Here is a 17809-nt window from a genome sequence, read left to right on the forward strand (position 1 = left end):
TATCAATGAACCTAACGACTAGCTTTTTACTTTCTTTTTTGTTGCACCTAGCCGTGTTAGCTATGGTGTGGATGAGTGGTCACTTCTCAACAGCTAAATCGACTCCGGAGCTTTCTGCTCCGGCTCCTATCATAGAAGCTAAAGCGGTTGACGAACAGCAGCTACAGCAACAAGTACAAAAAGTAAAAGATCAGAAAAAAGCGCAACAACAAAAAGAAGAACAAAGGGTCAGAGATCTTGAGCGTAGAGCGGCTGAAGCTGAGAGAAAGCGCAAACAACAAGAGTCTCAAGTATCTGATTTAAAAAAGCAGGCTCGCAAGCAAGAGCAAGATAAGAAAAAAGCAGAGCAAGCTGCAGCTGCCGCTCGAGAAAAACAAAAGCAAGAAAAGGCCAAAGCTGACAAATTAGAGGCTGAAAGAAAGCGCAAAGAGTTAGAAAAGAAAAAAGCAGATGAACTTGCACGTAAAGCAAAAGAAAAACGTGAGAAAGAAGAAGCGGCTTTAAAAGAATTAGAAAGAAAACGCCAACAAGAAAAAGAACAAGCAGAGCAGCAAAAGCTTTTAGAAGAGCAACTTCAAGCAGAGCAAGCAGCAAGGCAGCAAAGGCGTAATAAACAAGTATTATCTGAAGTGCAGAAGTATCAAGCACTTATAAAACAGACCATAGAAAGAAACCTAATTGTTGACGATGCCATGAAAGGTAAGTCTTGTCGTTTGAATATCCGCTTAGCATCCAATGGATTAGTGATACAAGTAACTGAATTAGGTGGCAATGCTATTTTATGCCGCGCCGCTAAGGCCGCTGTATATAAGTCAGATACTTTGCCAGTTTCAAAAGAAGCAGACGTAAATCAACAATTACGTGATATTAACTTAACTGTAGAGCCAAAATTGTAATGTCCAAACTAAGATTTGTTTTTCTCCACTTGGTGTTGTCTTTAGTAAGCTTTAAAAGCTTTTCAGCATTAGAGATTGTTATAACCGAAGGCATAGATACCTCAAGACCTATTGGAATTGTGCCCTTTAAGTGGGTAGGCGAGGGTGTGATGCCGGAAGCCTTAACGGATGTGATTGGCTCTGACTTACGTCGCAGTGGTAAATTCAATCCAATTAATACCGCAGATATGCCACAGTATCCTGCAACTGACAGTGATGTCGATTACAGTGCTTGGGCGTCTAGAGGAGTTGAGGCTGTCTTAGTGGGCACAATAGAAGCGGCAGGTATTGATAGATATACAGTCTCCTATGAGTTAATTGATGTATTACGTGGACAAATTACCGGGGGACAATCTCAAGTCTTAGTTGATGGAAAGTTAGTGCGTAGCAAAGATCATGTGCTAGAAACCAGAAGGTCTACTATTTCAGGTAATGAGTTTAGGCAATACTCTCACAGAATTAGTGATGTGGTTTATGAAAAATTAACAGGCGAAAAAGGTGCGTTTATGACGCGCATTGCTTATGTTTTGGTTAGAGATAGCAAAACCCATGAACTTCCGTATCAATTGGTTGTTGCTGATTATGATGGTGAAAATGAGACGGTTTTATTGCGCTCAAAAGAACCGTTAATGTCTCCTTCATGGTCACCTGATGGGACTAAACTGGCATATGTTAGTTTTGAGAATAAACGCCCTCAAATTTTTATCCAAGACATATACACTATGAGCCGTACGCAAATGACTAATTTCCCAGGCATTAATGGCTCACCTAAGTTTTCACCAGATGGTAAAAAGCTCGCGATTGTTTTATCTAAAGACGGTAATCCCGAGCTTTATGTTATGGATATAGCCAGTAAAGCTATCCGCAGACTGACAAACAATAGAGCAATAGATACTGAGCCTAGCTGGATGCCAGATAGCAACGGAATAATATTTAGTTCAGAACGGGGTGGTAAACCTCAGATATATCGAGTAAATTTAGCTACGAATAAGGTTCGGCGCCTGACTTTTGAAGGTGAAATGAATTTAGGCGGTACGGTAACCCCTAATGGCGAGCAGATGGTGATGGTTAATCGAACCCGAGGTAACTATCATATTGCGAGGCAAGATCTTGAGTCTGGTAATTTAATGGTTTTAACTAAAACTTATTTAGATGAATCACCAAGTATTGCCCCAAATGGAAGTATGATCATTTACAGTACATTACATAATGGAAAACAAGTTTTGTCTTTGGTCTCACTTGATGGACGATTTAAGGCTCGCCTACCTGCAGCTGATGGACAAGTAAAGGCACCAAGTTGGTCACCGTTTTTACTGTAGCTCTGAGATATTTAATTTAAATTCGATAAAAATAGGAATAAAAGAATGCAGCTTAATAAAGTTTTTAAAGGTTTAGTTATTGCTTTGCCAGTAGTTACGTTAATGGCTTGTACATCAACGAATGAAGATGCTGCCGCCGCAGCAGCAGAAGAAGCGAGAATTGCTCAAGAGCAAGCAGCAGCTGATGCAAAAGCACTAGAAGATGCAAAAGTTCAAACTGGTACTGTTGAGCGTTTAATGTCTCCTGAAGAAGAGATGAAAAAAGAGTTAGATGAGCTTCAAGAAAGCCAAACTGTATACTTCGACTTTGACCGTGCAAGTGTAAAACCAGAGTTTTATGCAGTACTAGATGCCCATGCTGCATTTTTGGTGAAGAACAGCAGCCAGTCAATTGTTATTGAAGGCCACACAGATAGCCGCGGTACGCCAGAGTATAATATTGCTTTAGGTGAGTCTCGTGCTAAGTCTGTACAAACGTATTTACTGAATGCCGGTGTGAGTTCGTCACAAATTTCGGTTGTATCTTATGGCGAAGAAAAGCCTGTTAATAATTACAATACTGCAGCGGCTTTCGCAGAAAACCGTCGTGGTGTTCTAGTATACCAATAGTAGAAGTTTAATATGATAAAACGCACCTTAGCACTAAGTTTGCTAGGGCTATACGGAGCCGCAGTTACTGCGGCTCCTGCGCCTGTGGCAGATGTAAATAATATTAGTAGTAGTCAGCGTATTCTTGAGTTAGAAAAAAAGTTTGAGTCTCGTACTCAGGCTCAGCACCGTCAACAAGAGCAGTTAGATATTCTACAAAGTGAAGTGAGTGAGCTTCGCGGTGCGATTGAAGTTCAAAGCTATCAATTAGAAAAAATTCTTGAGCGCCAACGAGAGTTGTACTTGGAAATTGATAAACGCATTGCTGAAGTGAAAACCCAGCCAAGCTCTCAAGTTCCAGTTGAGTCTCAACCTGATGTGTCTAATCTTACTCAAGTCTCACTAGGTGGCGACAACGAAGCCTACGACAAAGCAGTTAACTTGATACTAAAAGATAGATTGTATGACCAAGCTATCTTGGAGTTCGAAGCGTTTTTGAAAAACTACCCAACTTCTGACTATGTACCTAATGCCAGATATTGGCTAGGACAAGTTTTGTTTAATAAGCAAGACTGGGCAGGTGCAGGTGAGCAATTTCAATCTTTGATTAGTAATTATCCAGACTCAAATAAGAAAGCTGATGCTTTATTAAAATTAGGTATTACTGAACAAGAAAGATCTAATGGTGCCAGAGCGAAGCAATTATGGGAGCAATTAATAAAAGAATTCCCAGATTCTTCATCTGCAAAGCTGGCGAGTAAAAGGTTAACTAGCCTGTAAAATTTACGGGCCAATTCATTATTTAGAACGGGTGATTTATTTTTATACAAGGATCGTTCGCTTTTTCTGCAAACAGTTCAAATTATTAAAATAAATTCGCTTTAGGGTTGCACTGAAATTTGAATTGAGTATTATATGCCGCCTTCGCAGTGAGGCGAACGGAAAAAGGGTCGTTAGCTCAGTTGGTAGAGCAGTTGACTTTTAATCAATTGGTCGCTGGTTCGAATCCAGCACGACCCACCAATTTCCGGTTCTCACACTGCAAAAGTTAAGTTTCAATTAGATGGGTCGTTAGCTCAGTTGGTAGAGCAGTTGACTTTTAATCAATTGGTCGCTGGTTCGAATCCAGCACGACCCACCATCTATTCTGTTTTTAAAAGTATTCACTTAATCACTAATATTCAAATACATAGCTAACATTGTTCTTGATGAAGTATGTTTGGCACAAAAAGTTGTATTGAGTAGTTTTCAATACCAAGCCATTACTTAGTGTGCTTTCAATTTTGCTCTTGTTATATTTTAAGATTATGAAATCTACCTCTACAGGTATGCAATTATTTATTGCTGGTAGAGCTATGTTATTTTTCATTAATTTATCTATTTAAGGGATTAAGCATGAACTTAATCTGTTCTTCATTTACAATTGGTTAGAGATTTTGCTATGAAGATAATTAATGGATTTACAAGACTACGTAGATAACGCTGGCGACATATTTGTTTTGCCCGAAGCGGTAATTAAGATCAAGCAGTTGATTGATGACGACGCTGCGTCATTAGATGATATTGCAGAAGTAATTAATTACGACCCTGCAATTATGACGCAAGTCTTGAAGATATCTAACAGCGCTCTATATAAATTCCCCAATACTATCACTACAGTATCTAAAGCGATTCAAGTGATAGGTACTCGCTCTATTTACGATTTAGTTTTAGCCTATGGTGTAGCGAGTGCTTTTAAAGATATAAATCCTGATATTATTGATTTGGACAAGTATTGGGAAGAGTCGGTTTCTTGTGGGTTGCTGTGTAAATATTTAGCAGAGGAAGTGGGCATTAAAGAGCCAGAAAAGCTTTTTGTTTGTGGCTTGTTACATAACCTCGGTGAATTAGTAGTGGTACAGTTGAATGCAGAGGTTGCAAAAAAATGTACAGATATTTCATCTGCTACTCCACTAGCACTTCAAAAGCAGCATCTCGGTTTCTCCTATATTGATATTTCGAGTCGTTTGCTAAAAGTGTGGGGGATCCCTTCAGATATAGTCAAAATTGTTGAGTGTACTCACGGCGAACAGAAACAAGCGAATACTCAAGAAGAGCAAATTATACAGTTAGGGTATTTGTTAGCTTTGAACAACATTAATAGCGATTATTTTTCTAAATTTGATGGTGTAACCCCAGACATGTATAAAGTGCTAGGGTTAGACGAAGAAAGTGTTGATGCGGCTGTGGATTTTTGTAATTTACAATTAATGAATGCCTTAGCTTTATTTAGCCCTTCATCATTTGCATTATTTTAGGGCTTATTAGGCAAATACCGCGACAGTTTGCCTGCTCAGCGCAACTAAATCTCCGTTACTATCCCAAACCTCTGCTTCTGTATTAGCGTAGCCATCTTGTGCATGGCGAGTTTTCGCCTTGTACACAAACCAGTCAAGAGGAGATACTTCTTGCTGTGGATGAATAAACTCTAAGTTCCAATTTACTGTGCTCGCCGCTGCAGGCCACCTCAGTTGTTGTAATACAGTGGGGGGCCACACATCTATTAGTCCCACTAGATGGGCTTCTGTAAATGCTTTAGGGGGGACTTTATAACGCATCCACCCGTAGGTGTGACTCTTTTTACTACCAGTAAAAGGCCAGCCACCATCAGACTTAGCTAGTTCGAATTGACCAATAAATTTAGGAGTAACTTTAGGTATAGCCGGTAAAAAATTTGATTTTATAGGGCCGTTTAGTTCATGGGGTAGCTTATTGTGTACCAGTATTTTAGATTGTCGGTTAACCCCAAAGCTGGCCTGGCTCATAACGGCTATTTTACCATTTTGTGTTATGTGCCCCATGACTTGGGTTACGTTTTTACCTTCTCTTAATATTTCTACTTTTATGCTTATCGCTTTATTGGCCTCAATTGGACCAATAAAGGCGGTATTGAATGACCGCATTTGGCTGTCAGATGAAACTGACTCCCGTATTGCTTTATAAATAAGTGCAGCAGAAATACCACCGTATATGGTTCTTCCTTGGGTCCAAGCGTTATCTAGGGTGAGGGTAATTTCGTTAGTGTTTTGTTTAAGTTGATGTTGAATTGATTCAAAGAGATTATCAATGTGCATGGTTCACCTAGGCTCTTGTATAGTTTTGTAGTAATTATTTACTAATATGTGATGAATATCATAGTTATTCATTTTAAAGGCACAATTTCATCTCGTTATGGTACAGGATAAGTTGTTGTTATAATTATAAAAAATAAATTAATTACTTGAATAGTGCATGCTGACAGTCTTACTATTAAAAATTAAGAGCTTTGATCATTTATAAAGTACTTAGCTTTACACCCACAACTTATATCTAGGTAATTTTGCCTAAGTGCTTGTTAATTATTGCTACAAAAAGCGCGCTACAATTAGCTTTTAAGGTGTATTCAATTTGATTGTTAATGACAGTATTCCAGTGAGCTTTGCACACGCAAATGGTTTTCCAATGGGAAGCTATTCACGTTTGTTTGCCGGTTTATCTAAGAATATCGAGCTATTTGGGTTATCTAAATTTGCCCATTCTGAGGCTTTCCCTGTTAATTCAAACCTAACTAGCCTTAAACTTGAATTAATCCATTACTTAGAAACTCAAGTGGGTAAACCTTGCTACCTAGTTGGGCATTCAATGGGGGCCGTTATTTCATTTATGGCAGCATGTGATAGGCCCGATTTGGCAAAAGGAGTCATCATGCTTGATCCGCCCATAGCGTCTGGCTTCTCTAGGCTAGTGTTTCGGGCGATGAAAATCTTTAAGCAGACCGATAGATTTACACCGGCTGCTAAGTCAAAAAGTCGATGTTATGAATGGCCTGTAGGGACAGACTTAGTTAATTACTTTGAAGGCAAAGCACTTTTTAAAAATTTTGATAAAGCCTGCATTCAAGATTATGTCTCATCAGCTATTGCTGAAAAACAAGATGGTCTTCACCTTAATTATGATCCAAATATTGAAACTGAGATCTATCGCAATGTACCTGACAATATTCATACATATTACAAACGCTTAACTGTGCCCGCTGTACTTATCAGTGGTGAAAAAAGTGAACTTAATTCGGCTTTTTTCTTATCATCATTTTTGAAGAATACGGGGCTTGAGCATCAGGTAATAAGTGATGGGGGCCATATGTTCCCCCTAGAGCAGCCAGCAAAGGTAGCAGCTATGATAAGTGATAGGTTGTTAACCTGGGAAAACCAAAATACATAAAACCGCCCTTGGTAGCGGTTTTATGTATGAGAGCTTAAAAGCCTACTTTTAGACCTAACATCTCCCGAGTAACTAACACTACTCCTTTATCTGATACCCTAAAACCTCGTGCTAGGTCGTCATCACGGTTATGTCCTATGACCATTCCTTCAGGGACCTCGCAACCTCTATCGATTATTGCTTTACGAATTTTACAGTTAGGACTAACTACGACTTCAGGAAGAATAACAGAGTCTTCTATTTCGCTGTAAGAGTGAACTCGTACATTTGAGAAACACAGACTTCGTCTAAGGGTTGCACCAGATATTATACAGCCACCAGATACCACTGAATTGATTGCTGTCCCTAGTCTGTCTTCGCCTTCCCATACAAATTTAGCGGGAGGAAGCTGTTCTTGGTAGGTCCAGATAGGCCATTTTTTATCATAAAGGTTAAGTGCTGGAACTGGAGCAACCATTTCCATATTGGCTTGCCAAAAAGAATCAATGGTTCCCACATCGCGCCAATATGCTTCATGCTCTTCATCACTTCTAAATGGAAAGGCATATACAGGATGCTCTTCGATAATAGATGGGATTATGTCTTTTCCAAAGTCTCGCTCAGATCCTAAATTACCAGCATCTACTTTAAGTTGGTCAAATAGAAATTCAGTATCAAAAACGTAATTGCCCATTGAGGCTAAACATTTGGTTGGATCATCTGGCAGGGGAGTGGGGTGTTCTGGCTTTTCTTCAAAACCAATGATTTTATAGTTCTCATCTACAGACATAACACCAAATTGACCTGCAGCTTCTTCTAATGGCACGGGCATACAACATACTGTCATTTTTGCACCAGACTCTGAATGTTGAGCTAGTAAATTTCCGTAGTCCATTCTGTAAATATGGTCGCCTGAGAGGATCATGACAAATTTAGGTAGTTCATCTCGAATAATATCGATATTTTGGAACACTGCATCTGCTGTGCCTTCATACCAGTTGTTTGAAAAGCGTTGTGATGCAGGAAGGATTTCTACAGACTCACCTAGCTCTTTTTTAAAATGGCCCCAACCTCTGACGAGATGGCGTATTAATGAATGGGATTTATACTGAGTAACGACACCAACATTGCGGATGCCCGAATTAATACAATTAGATAGAGGAAAGTCTATGATACGAAACTTACCTCCAAAATATAGTGCAGGTTTAGCTCGCCAGTTTGTTAATTCATAAAGTCTTGAGCCTCTTCCTCCCGCTAAAATAAGTGCATAGGTATCACGTGTTAAATTACTAATATAGCGAGACGGTTGTTTTGCCATAAGTCGTGCTCCATCAATTTAAGATTATTTATACCAAATCCATTACAGCCATTTTTAAGTATCATATTCGAGTTTACACGACAGCCGAGTATATTCAATCAATGATAAATGAATTGTAAAAATAAAGTTAAATTGTGTTTGGTGGCGGTGGCTTTATGTACAGCAATAGACAATAATAAGCCAAATTGAGAGGAATTTTTATGTTGAAAGTAGCTATATTAGCATACGAAAAAATAGCAACATTTGAATTAGCTTGCGCCATCGAAATCTTTGCCTTACCCCGTGAATATAAAAGGTGGTACCAAAGCGATGTGGTATCTTTTGAAAGGGGGCCACTAGAGGCAACCGGCGGTATAAAGATCACAGCTAAATCAATTCAAAGCCTACACAGGTATGACACCTTAGTGATACCTAGTTGGACGACTAATAGCAAGCATGTTCGCTTGGACATGGCTGAAAAAATTAATGAGTTTGCAGAACAGGGTAAACGTATTATTTGTTTTTGTTCTGGCTCGTTTTTGCTGGCTCAAATAGGTTTATTGCAACACAAACAAGCTACCACCCATTGGCGTTATAGTGAGTTATTTAAGGCTCGTTTTCCAAATGTACACTTTGTTGATGATGTGCTCTATACCCATGATCACAATATTAGTTGCTCTGCGGGTAGTGCTGCTGCACTGGATTTAGGTATTGATATTATTCGTCAAGACTTTGGTCACACTATTGCTAATCAAGTTGCCAGACGCTTAGTTGTCTCCCCCCATAGAAGTGGTGGTCAAGCTCAATATGTTGAAACCCCTATTGTTAAAAATTCAGGCTCTTTTAGTGCGACTCTAGATTGGGCCATTGAAAATATTAGTGATGCTATAAGTGTGAGTGAAATGGCTGAGCAAGCTTGTATGTCTAGGAGAAGTTTTGATCGTCATTTTAAAAAGGCGTTGGGAACCAGTCCTAAAGCTTGGTTGAATCAGCAGCGTATTAATTTAGCTAAGCAAATCCTGGAGGTAGAAGACCTTTCAATTGAGCAACTCGCTAATAGAGTAGGATACGAGAATGGAATTACTTTAAGGTTTAATTTTAATAAATATGTTGGGGTAGCCCCCAGTCAATATCAAACACAATTTAGAACAGGCTAATTGTAATGTTTGGCCTTATTTTAGGCCAAACACCGGTAATGTCTTAAATTATAGCCTCATTAAAATGCGCCAATTTTAATAAAGAAATCATTCGCAGAATTATCTATTTTTATTTGTGGTAAATGCACGTATTAGTAAAACTGCTCCGCAAATAAAGAAAGGAATACTTAAGGCTTGGCCTGTGTTTATCCAAATGTCACTGTTATATGCGGCCTGTTTTACCTTTACAAACTCAATTAAGAATCTCGCGGTAAAGACTAAGCAAAGAAATAAACCTAGTAGTGCCCCAGTGTATTGTTTGATATTGGTAAATCTATATAAGCAATAAAGTAAGGCAAAGATACTGATATAGGAGAATGCTTCATATAATTGTGCTGGATGTCTTGGAACTAGGTCAATGCGTTCAAAAATAACGGCCCATTTTACATCTGTCTGGTGTCCAATAATTTCAGAGTTGACAAAATTAGCGACCCTAACGAAGAAGCCAAATAAAGCAGTGGCAATGGCCAAACGGTCTAACAGCCAAATGAAACCCACTTTGAATTTTCTTTGAAAAAGATAAACACTGAGGATTACCCCTAATCCACCGCCATGACTGGCTAAACCACCTTCCCATACAGCTAGTATTTTAAGAGGATTACTTAAATAGTATTCTGGGTCGTAGAAAAAACAATGGGCTAGCCTAGCCCCGATTATGATGCCAAAAACACAGTACATTAGCAGTGAGTCTAGCAATTCTGTATTGACTTGTTCTTGTTTGAATATTCCTTTCATAAGTTGCAAGCCAGCAAGAATAGCCGTTGCGAACAAAGCACCGTACCAATGAATGGTGAGTCCTGCAAAGGAAACCAATACAGGGTCGGCGTTCCAAGTGAAATACTCCATTTAATGTAACCTTATATATCGTAAGTGAGGGTAAATGTTTGCAGTTATTGTACCTGATACAATTACAGCAAGCAGGCAATGTTTTATGAAAAGCGGACTATGATTTGCGGAAGCTAGGCAAATTTCCTGTTATCACAATAAAATATGCAAAGGCGGATAGAATTGTAAAAACTATCATACTGATTGAAACTTCTTTCCAACCCTCGGTCCATATAGTGTAAATTAACATACCCACTACTAGTAGGGTTGGGCTTGCCACTAAAGCTATCATGACTCTAATATTTGCAGGTAGCGACGTCTGTTTAGCTGGCTTTTGATCCATGCTTACTGCTCTTTATCATTTTCAATCATGTGATAACAATAAGGCCGACATTATCACTAAGCAAGGACCTAATCACATTAATTGATAACAAATTTATAACGTTAATATTTGGTATGTAAAATTGTCTTAAGAGGCTCATTTGTATCGATTCGTTATAGGTAGTTACCTCTTTTAAAATAGCGTTAAATGATGAATGATTGACAGATAACCAAATAGAGTCAGTATCTTATGGCATCAATATTTCAAAATACCCTAGCTAGCCTTACCTTAGTGTTGGCTTCTAGCCTGGCAGTCGCTGCAACCCCCTTGGTCATTTTTCCTAAAGCAGAGAATAATCTCGCGTATACAGAAGTTGCACAGTTACCGTTTGCACAGGCTGATGCGAAAATTACCTATGGTTCAGAGCCCCTGCAATACGCACTACTTTGGAAGGCAAAAGGGGCAATGCAAGTCGCTAATCGCCCTTTGATTGTATTGATTCATGGTGGGTGTTGGCTCAGTGCTTATAATATTGAGCACACATATGCTATGAGTACTGGTTTAGCACAGGCAGGGTTTAACGTATGGTCTTTAGAGTATCGTCGTACTGGTGATCTAGGAGGAGGATGGCCGAGTACATATGATGATATTAAAGCAGGGATCCTAGCATCTGCTCAATACAAAGACGGAGAGTTTGACCTAGCTAATACAGTTTTAGTGGGACACTCTGCTGGTGGACATTTAGCCATGCTTGCAGGTGGAGTTATGGAAGAACTAAAAGGAGTGATTGGTTTGGCTGCGATCACAGATATTGAAGAATATGCTTATGGCTCCAACAGTTGTCAAAAAGTGACTAAAGATTTTATGCAAGGAATGCCTAAAGACAAACCGCATCAATATACGTTAGCTAACCCCAGCAAACAGCCATTACATATTAATAGTTATATATTACAAGGTACTAAAGACGATATAGTGCCAGCCTTTAATTTAAAAAAGCTAAATAGAACAGTGATTATGTTAGACGGGGTGGGGCATTTTGATTGGATCCACCCAGGCTCAAAAGCCTTTAAAACACTTACTTTCTATTTAGGTGAGCTCAGTAAATGATTTTTGAAGAAGTAATAGCATTAGATAAGAGGGATCCTCTCTACCCTAAGCGTTTTGAATTTGAGCTACCCGAGAATACTATTTATCTAGATGGTAATTCCTTAGGGGCATTACCTAAGTCTGTAAAAAATAGAATGGCAGAGGTGGTCAGCCAACAATGGGGTAACGACTTAATCAAGAGTTGGAATCAGCATGATTGGATCGATTTACCAACTTCTGTAGGCGAGAAAATAGCAAGACTAATTGGCGCTGATGCAGGACAAGTTATTTGTTGTGATTCAATTTCTATTAATTTGTTTAAGTTATTATGTAGTGCTTTAAAACTTAACTCGAAACGCACTAAGGTTCTATCTACACAGGATAATTTTCCAACCGATTTGTATATGGTTCAAGGGTTGCGTGATTTATTGGGTGCGGACTTATGCCATTTAGAAATGGTAGAGGAGCAAAACATAGAACAAAGTTTAACAGAGTCTGTTGCCGTACTTCTGCTAACCCAAGTTAACTTTCGAACCGGTAAGTTATTAGACATGGAAAGGCTTACAAAGCTTGCCCATGAAAAAGGGATTTTGGTGATTTGGGATTTAGCCCATAGTGCCGGAGCCTTGCCTGTTGAGCTAGACAAATGTAATGCAGACTTTGCAGTTGGTTGCGGCTATAAGTATTTAAATGGAGGTCCGGGTTCACCAGCATTTTTATATGTAGCTAAGCGCCATTTAGAAGTTGTAAAACAACCCTTATCTGGTTGGATGGGGCATGCAAAGCCATTTGATTTTGATCCTACCTATCAATCAGCATCCAGTATCAACCAGTTTCAATGTGGTACACCCAGTGTTTTAGCTATGAGTGCATTAGATGCTGCTTTAGATGTATGGCAAGGCGTAGATATGCAAGAGGTCAGGCGTAAATCTATGGCTCTGGCGAGGCTATGTTTGAAACTTATAGAACAGAAAGAACACTTAAATGGGCTGCAGTTGTGCTCTCCAGAGCTAGACAAGCATAGAGGCAGTCAATTGGCTTTTCGTCATGAGTATGGATTTGCTATTTGCCAAGCTCTAATTGAAAACGGAGTCATTGCTGATTTCAGAGCACCTAACATACTAAGGTTTGGTTTTACGCCTCTTTATACGTCTTATGAAGATGTGTGGAAGGCGATAGAAATTTTATCGGATATTATTGAGAGTAAAGCCTATATGGAGCCTCGATTTAGTGTTTCTTTAAAAGTCACTTAGATGTTGATTATTGCTCCATGGCATCTAGGTTGGTGCGAATTTTGTGGTAACGCTCTTGTTGGGTATGATTCAACTGGTTGTTCTCAATAGTGGTAATGCATTTTCTTAGTAATTTAGTAGACACGGAGGACAGGCCAAACTTTGCTGCCTTTGATGAAATTGTTTGCATTAAGTTTAGTGCTATTGAAGTATTTTTAGGCATGATGGTAAAAGCCTGGGTAAAAATTTCTATGGCCTTTTCTATGTCACCCTTTTGGTAGTGATCAACTGCTGTGTTATTTAGATCTTTAGAGCTGTGTTTTATGGTGGATTTTTCTTGCTTCTCTTGAGTTATATAATGTAAAAATATTTCCCCTTGGTCTGGGTCGGTTTTACACAAGACTTCTATTTGTTCTAGAATCGCTTGTGACCTTTCGTGTAACCCTAAATCGTGGAGAATTTTTGCTTTATCCAATAGTGCATCTGGGCCTTCATTATCCCAACTCTCTTCATCTAATTGATTTAGTAGCGCTAATGCATTGTCTTTTTCGTCTTCAAGGTAAAACAATCTAGCTTTAATGACCTTTACTTGCTCTTCCATATCGGCTTTAGGGAAAGCCTGATTAAACTGTTTTACATATTCATTGGCTTGCTTTATCAAACGATCAGTATCAGAGGCATCTGTTGTCATCGCATAGTCAATACCAGCTCTTGCCACGTTTAGATAGTTTTCAGGTTTGTCATGAATGGAGTTCTTTGCAAACTTAACGATTTTCTTAGCCGCTTCAAATTGCGTTTCATAATCATGGGTTATACGAGATAAATCCATTGCTGTTTTATGTCTGCGTATACTCCTTGGAGATACCTCAGTTGCCATCATTACACACTCTAATGCTGTTTCGAAGTCATTTTGCTTTATTTGTAGGGCAGTCAATAAATCATATGCTGCCAGTTGGGAGTCTGGCTTGAATGCTAAGCGTAAAACTAACTTTTCTGCCTGTTCATCTTCGTCTAAGCGTATATGACTATTTACTAAACCAAGCTGAGCCCATGTAAATGTTTGAACTTTTAATACTGCGAGATAAAACTCTTTCGCTTCTTTAAACTTACCTGACGCAGTTAACATCTCACCCTTAATTTTAAGAGCTAAAGGGAAGAACTCTGAATGTTTTGGGTTGGCTAGAAACAATTCCACTTCAGATAAGGCGCCGCTAAAATCTTGCTGTTCAATATATTTATATACTTTCTGAAAGGCTTTTTTTCTGGTTAGCACTCTACTTAAGCGACGGTCTAAATCTTTGACTGTAAAAGGCTTAGCTAAAAAGTCATCAGGCTGCAATTCAATAATACTTTGTACTAAATCTGAATTGGTATCAGCACTGATAAAAACAAAAGCAGTACTCAGTGGTAACTCGCCATTTGTTTTTATTTCATCGTAAAAATAATAGCCATCTTGCTCTCGCTTAAGGTTATACGAACAAATGATTAGGTCAAAACGCTGGCTACGAATGGTAGTCAGAGCCAAGTTAATTTTATCAACATAGCTAATGTCGTTAAAACCTAACTCTTCTAAAGAGTATTTCATATACCCTTTAGCTAAAGCTTGATCATCAACGATAAGAACTTTGGTATTTTGAGCGAGTTGTAAATTCATTAAAAACTAATTTCCCTTTTATCCATAAAGGTTATCGTATTTGAAACTGAAATAATAAGGACAAAAATAAAAATTAAGGAATTAAACACTCTTTTTCTACAGAACAGCGATGCATCGCTTAGTACGTTTGAAAGTTTACGGTAGTGGTTAGTGATGGAATTTTGCTGTTTTAGAAATGAAAAAAGCCCAAAGTAAACTAATTACTTTGGGCTTAGATGTGGTGGACGCTACTTGGCTAGAATCACCTCGACTCATGCATTGAAAAGAGCGGCGATGTATCGCTAAGTAAACTTGTGTTCAAAATGACAGGGTAGGTTTTTTCTGAGTTACAGAAAGTAAAAAGCCCGAAGTAAAATGATTACTTCGGGCCTTAATGTGGTGGGCGCTACTGGGCTTGAATCACCTCGACTCATGTCTTGAAAAGAGCGGCGATGGATCACTTAGTACGTTTGAAAGTTTACGGTAGTGGTTAGTGATGGAATTTTGCTGTTTTAGAAATGAAAAAAGCCCAATGTAAAGATATTACATTGGGCTTATATGTGGTGGACGCTACTGGGCTTGAACCAGTGACCCTCGCCTTGTAAGGGCGATGCTCTCCCAACTGAGCTAAGCGTCCAAATTTATTTATACTGGTTATAACCAGTGACTCTTGCTTTTCTTGTAATAAGAGTAGCGATGCTCTGTCTTTTTCTAACTGAGCTAAGCGTCTATATAAGTTACAGATAAGTCATCAATAACATTGTAATGTGGTGGACGCTACTGGGCTTGAACCAGTGACCCTCGCCTTGTAAGGGCGATGCTCTCCCAACTGAGCTAAGCGTCCAAATTTATTTATACTGGGTTAAACCAGTGACCCTTGCCGCTTCTTGTAATAAGAGTGGCGATGCTCTGTCTTTTTCCAACTGAGCTAAGCGTCCGAATTTATTTATACTGGGTTAAGCCAGTGACTTGTTGACGTGACGTCAGTAAGTGGAGCGCTATTATAGGTATGAGCTTTAAGCTGTCAACACTAAAATGAAAATTATTGTTTGTATGGCTGAAAAGTGTTCGTTTCGTTGCAAAAAACACTACTGTCGATGAAAAAATAATCACATTTTAGTTTCGAGCATGGTTAAAAAAAGGGAATCACATAATTAATTTAATCATTATGTAAATTTCATTGTTTGACTGATAAAATGCGCCCAATTATTTTAATGGGTTTTCTCAATGACAGTGGTAACACGATTTGCTCCTAGCCCTACGGGCTATTTACACGTTGGTGGCGCACGTACTGCGCTTTATTCTTGGTTATATGCAAAAAGCAAAGGCGGGAAGTTCGTACTTCGTATAGAAGATACGGATATAGAGCGCTCAACCCAAGCTGCAATAGATGCTATTTTAGAAGGTATGCAGTGGTTAGGACTCGATTGGGATGAGGGGCCATATTATCAAACACAACGTTTTGATCGTTACAACGAATTAATTGACAAGTTATTAGCTGAAGGAAAAGCTTATAAATGTTTTATGCCAGCCGAAGAGCTAGATGCTATTCGCGAGCAGCAAATGGCGAATGGAGAAAAACCTCGGTATCCAGGTACTTGGCGAGATCGAACGGATCACCCCACAGACCAGCCTTTTGCCATTCGGTTCAAAACTCCTCAAGAGGGGAGTGTGGTGATTAAGGATCACATTCGCGGTGATATAGAAATCGCTAACAGTGAATTAGACGATCTAATCATTCGTCGTACAGATGGAACACCTACCTATAACTTTTGTGTTGTCGTTGATGATTGGGATATGAATATTAGCCATGTGGTACGTGGCGAAGATCATATTAACAATACGCCTAGACAAATTAATATATTGTTAGCGCTAGGGGCTCCGATTCCTGAGTATGCCCACGTGTCTATGATCTTAGGTGATGATGGTAAAAAATTATCTAAACGTACGAATGCTGTTGGGGTGATGGAATTTAGAGACGATGGTTATTTACCCCAAGCATTATTGAATTACTTAGTTCGTTTGGGCTGGTCTCATGGTGATCAAGAAGTATTTACAAAAGAAGACATGATTGAATTGTTTTCTTTAGATGCTATTGGACAATCAGCGTCTGCATTTAATACAGACAAATTGATTTGGTTAAATCAGCATTATATTAAGACTTTGCCTGCGGCTGAGGTAGCTGAGCATGCTAAGTGGCATTTTGAGCAGCAAAATATTGATTTAAGTAATGGCCCGGCCTTAGAGAAAGTTATTGAGATACAAGCTGATAGAGTTAAGACTCTGAAAGAGCTAGCAGAAATCAGTGGTTATTTTTATCAAGAGTATGACGCTTTTGATGAAAAGGCAGCTAAAAAACACCTTCGTCCTGTTGCGAGAGAAGCGCTAGAGTTGGTTCAGGCAAAATTAGCCGCATTGAAAGACTGGAATGCTGAGTCTATCCACAATGCTATCAATGAGACTGCTGAAGAGTTGGAAGTTGGTATGGGGAAAGTTGGTATGCCATTACGTGTTGCTGCCACTGGATCTGGAAATTCTCCATCTTTGGATTTAACTTTGAACCTGTTAACACAGTCGCAAATTGAACAACGTATAACCAAAGCGCTGAAATATATAGCAATTAGAGAAAATTCCTAAAAAATCGTTGACATGAAAAGGGCAGATGCCTAGAATGCGCCCCGCTGTCACGGAATGACACCTACTTATTCTAAAAAGCGTTAGCTAAATGATAAGTATGGGGCCATAGCTCAGCTGGGAGAGCGCTTGCATGGCATGCAAGAGGTCGGCGGTTCGATCCCGCCTGGCTCCACCAAATATATCAGGGACTATTTACTACCACCTAGGCCAGTAAATAGAATGATAGACAAGAATTTAGTGTTTTTGTAAAGCATCAAAGTTAGTTCGCGATATTCGCTGGATAATTTTGCCATACAAAAACTTATCGAAGCACGCTTCGATAAACAAAGTTTCTATGTTGGATGAGGTCGCTCAGTTCGCTGGCTCACTTCACCTGACAAAAAATCTGCAAAGTGTAATTTGCAAAGAAGATTTTTTGTCCCCATCGTCTAGAGGCCTAGGACACCGCCCTTTCACGGCGGTAACAGGGGTTCGAATCCCCTTGGGGACGCCATATTTATTGAGTTAAATGATTAAACTCA

The 17809-nt window shown here is 39.1% G+C and carries 15 protein-coding genes and 6 tRNA genes; 14 read left to right on the plus strand and 7 right to left on the minus strand.

The genetic code is table 11. The features are described 5' to 3' along the window. Positions 1-5: 5 nt before the first annotated feature. The 7 genes from tolA to ACMUMK_RS05855 all read left to right on the plus strand — a co-directional run bounded on the left by tolA (position 6) and on the right by ACMUMK_RS05855 (position 5139). Positions 6-896 (plus strand): cell envelope integrity protein TolA, encoded by an 891-nt coding sequence (tolA, locus tag ACMUMK_RS05825; protein ID WP_414700176.1) that lies wholly within the window; start codon positions 6-8, stop codon positions 894-896. After that, complete coding sequence (gene tolB / locus ACMUMK_RS05830; RefSeq protein ID WP_414700177.1) at positions 896-2254, plus strand: Tol-Pal system beta propeller repeat protein TolB; 1359 nt, start codon at positions 896-898, stop codon at positions 2252-2254. The genes tolA and tolB overlap by 1 nt, the downstream gene beginning before the upstream one ends. Before the next feature lie 45 nt (positions 2255-2299). Then, positions 2300-2863, plus strand: coding sequence for a peptidoglycan-associated lipoprotein Pal (gene pal / locus ACMUMK_RS05835; RefSeq protein ID WP_414700178.1), 564 nt, complete (start codon positions 2300-2302; stop codon positions 2861-2863). 12 nt (positions 2864-2875) lie between these two features. Then, positions 2876-3622, plus strand: a complete 747-nt coding sequence (gene ybgF, locus ACMUMK_RS05840) for a tol-pal system protein YbgF (protein WP_414700179.1) — start codon at positions 2876-2878, stop codon at positions 3620-3622. 167 nt (positions 3623-3789) lie between these two features. Next, positions 3790-3865, plus strand: a tRNA-Lys gene (locus ACMUMK_RS05845). A 42-nt stretch (positions 3866-3907) separates the two neighbouring features. Then, positions 3908-3983: transfer RNA gene (locus ACMUMK_RS05850), tRNA-Lys, on the plus strand. Positions 3984-4296: 313 nt separating this feature from the next. Further along, complete coding sequence (locus ACMUMK_RS05855) at positions 4297-5139, plus strand: HDOD domain-containing protein (protein WP_414700180.1); 843 nt, start codon at positions 4297-4299, stop codon at positions 5137-5139. 6 nt (positions 5140-5145) lie between these two features. Here the strand turns inward: ACMUMK_RS05855 and ACMUMK_RS05860 are convergent, their stop codons facing one another. Continuing rightward, entirely contained in the window at positions 5146-5955 is an 810-nt protein-coding gene (locus tag ACMUMK_RS05860; RefSeq protein ID WP_414700181.1) for a thioesterase family protein, read from the minus strand. 313 nt (positions 5956-6268) lie between these two features. Between ACMUMK_RS05860 and ACMUMK_RS05865 the strand changes: the two genes are divergently transcribed. After that, complete coding sequence (locus ACMUMK_RS05865) at positions 6269-7081, plus strand: alpha/beta fold hydrolase (RefSeq protein ID WP_414700182.1); 813 nt, start codon at positions 6269-6271, stop codon at positions 7079-7081. A 34-nt stretch (positions 7082-7115) separates the two neighbouring features. Here the strand turns inward: ACMUMK_RS05865 and glgC are convergent, their stop codons facing one another. Beyond that, positions 7116-8378 carry a glucose-1-phosphate adenylyltransferase gene (gene glgC / locus ACMUMK_RS05870; RefSeq protein WP_414700183.1) on the minus strand — a complete coding sequence of 421 codons (1263 nt, stop codon included), beginning with the start codon at positions 8376-8378 and terminating at the stop codon, positions 7116-7118. A 200-nt stretch (positions 8379-8578) separates the two neighbouring features. On the opposite strand from glgC, the gene ACMUMK_RS05875 reads away from it, so the two are divergent. Beyond that, positions 8579-9514, plus strand: coding sequence for a helix-turn-helix domain-containing protein (locus tag ACMUMK_RS05875; protein WP_414700184.1), 936 nt, complete (start codon positions 8579-8581; stop codon positions 9512-9514). A 99-nt stretch (positions 9515-9613) separates the two neighbouring features. Here the strand turns inward: ACMUMK_RS05875 and lgt are convergent, their stop codons facing one another. Together lgt and ACMUMK_RS05885 are read right to left on the minus strand one after the other, a co-directional pair. Further along, entirely contained in the window at positions 9614-10399 is a 786-nt protein-coding gene (lgt, locus tag ACMUMK_RS05880) for a prolipoprotein diacylglyceryl transferase (protein WP_414700185.1), read from the minus strand. 97 nt (positions 10400-10496) lie between these two features. Continuing rightward, positions 10497-10721: a hypothetical protein gene (locus ACMUMK_RS05885; RefSeq protein WP_414700186.1), complete on the minus strand. Its 225-nt coding sequence runs from the start codon at positions 10719-10721 to the stop codon at positions 10497-10499. A 228-nt stretch (positions 10722-10949) separates the two neighbouring features. Between ACMUMK_RS05885 and ACMUMK_RS05890 the strand changes: the two genes are divergently transcribed. Together ACMUMK_RS05890 and kynU are read left to right on the plus strand one after the other, a co-directional pair. Continuing rightward, complete coding sequence (locus tag ACMUMK_RS05890; RefSeq protein ID WP_414700187.1) at positions 10950-11807, plus strand: alpha/beta hydrolase family protein; 858 nt, start codon at positions 10950-10952, stop codon at positions 11805-11807. Then, positions 11804-13039 carry a kynureninase gene (kynU, locus tag ACMUMK_RS05895; RefSeq protein WP_414700188.1) on the plus strand — a complete coding sequence of 412 codons (1236 nt, stop codon included), beginning with the start codon at positions 11804-11806 and terminating at the stop codon, positions 13037-13039. Before ACMUMK_RS05890 ends, kynU begins: the two co-directional genes overlap by 4 nt. 7 nt (positions 13040-13046) lie before the next feature. On the opposite strand, the gene ACMUMK_RS05900 is transcribed toward kynU, so the two are convergent. The 3 genes from ACMUMK_RS05900 to ACMUMK_RS05910 form a co-directional block, all read right to left on the minus strand. After that, entirely contained in the window at positions 13047-14672 is a 1626-nt protein-coding gene (locus tag ACMUMK_RS05900) for a response regulator (RefSeq protein WP_414700189.1), read from the minus strand. Between the two features lie 540 nt (positions 14673-15212). Further along, a tRNA-Val gene (locus ACMUMK_RS05905) sits at positions 15213-15288 on the minus strand. Between the two features lie 131 nt (positions 15289-15419). Further along, positions 15420-15495, minus strand: a tRNA-Val gene (locus ACMUMK_RS05910). Between the two features lie 383 nt (positions 15496-15878). On the opposite strand from ACMUMK_RS05910, the gene gltX reads away from it, so the two are divergent. The 3 genes from gltX (at position 15879) to ACMUMK_RS05925 (ending at position 17781) form a co-directional block, all read left to right on the plus strand. Further along, positions 15879-17288, plus strand: a complete 1410-nt coding sequence (gltX, locus tag ACMUMK_RS05915; protein WP_414700190.1) for a glutamate--tRNA ligase — start codon at positions 15879-15881, stop codon at positions 17286-17288. Positions 17289-17387: 99 nt separating this feature from the next. Beyond that, positions 17388-17463 (plus strand) — tRNA-Ala (locus tag ACMUMK_RS05920). A gap of 242 nt (positions 17464-17705) precedes the next feature. Next, positions 17706-17781, plus strand: a tRNA-Glu gene (locus tag ACMUMK_RS05925). Positions 17782-17809: the final 28 nt, after the last annotated feature.

It is taken from the genome of Paraglaciecola sp. 2405UD69-4 (assembly GCF_047525415.1).
Taxonomy (GTDB): domain Bacteria; phylum Pseudomonadota; class Gammaproteobacteria; order Enterobacterales; family Alteromonadaceae; genus Paraglaciecola.

Bases quoted from the DNA above. Each gene is read 5' to 3' on its own strand.
- tolA (WP_414700176.1), top strand. From the start codon at position 6: ATGAACCTAACGACTAGCTTTTTACTTTCTTTTTTGTTGCACCTAGCC.
- tolB (WP_414700177.1), top strand. From the start codon at position 896: ATGTCCAAACTAAGATTTGTTTTTCTCCACTTGGTGTTGTCTTTAGTA.
- pal (WP_414700178.1), top strand. From the start codon at position 2,300: ATGCAGCTTAATAAAGTTTTTAAAGGTTTAGTTATTGCTTTGCCAGTA.
- ybgF (WP_414700179.1), top strand. From the start codon at position 2,876: ATGATAAAACGCACCTTAGCACTAAGTTTGCTAGGGCTATACGGAGCC.
- ACMUMK_RS05855 (WP_414700180.1), top strand. From the start codon at position 4,297: ATGGATTTACAAGACTACGTAGATAACGCTGGCGACATATTTGTTTTG.
- ACMUMK_RS05860 (WP_414700181.1), bottom strand. From the start codon at position 5,955: ATGCACATTGATAATCTCTTTGAATCAATTCAACATCAACTTAAACAA.
- glgC (WP_414700183.1), bottom strand. From the start codon at position 8,378: ATGGCAAAACAACCGTCTCGCTATATTAGTAATTTAACACGTGATACC.
- ACMUMK_RS05875 (WP_414700184.1), top strand. From the start codon at position 8,579: ATGTTGAAAGTAGCTATATTAGCATACGAAAAAATAGCAACATTTGAA.
- lgt (WP_414700185.1), bottom strand. From the start codon at position 10,399: ATGGAGTATTTCACTTGGAACGCCGACCCTGTATTGGTTTCCTTTGCA.
- ACMUMK_RS05885 (WP_414700186.1), bottom strand. From the start codon at position 10,721: ATGGATCAAAAGCCAGCTAAACAGACGTCGCTACCTGCAAATATTAGA.
- ACMUMK_RS05890 (WP_414700187.1), top strand. From the start codon at position 10,950: ATGGCATCAATATTTCAAAATACCCTAGCTAGCCTTACCTTAGTGTTG.
- kynU (WP_414700188.1), top strand. From the start codon at position 11,804: ATGATTTTTGAAGAAGTAATAGCATTAGATAAGAGGGATCCTCTCTAC.
- ACMUMK_RS05900 (WP_414700189.1), bottom strand. From the start codon at position 14,672: ATGAATTTACAACTCGCTCAAAATACCAAAGTTCTTATCGTTGATGAT.
- gltX (WP_414700190.1), top strand. From the start codon at position 15,879: ATGACAGTGGTAACACGATTTGCTCCTAGCCCTACGGGCTATTTACAC.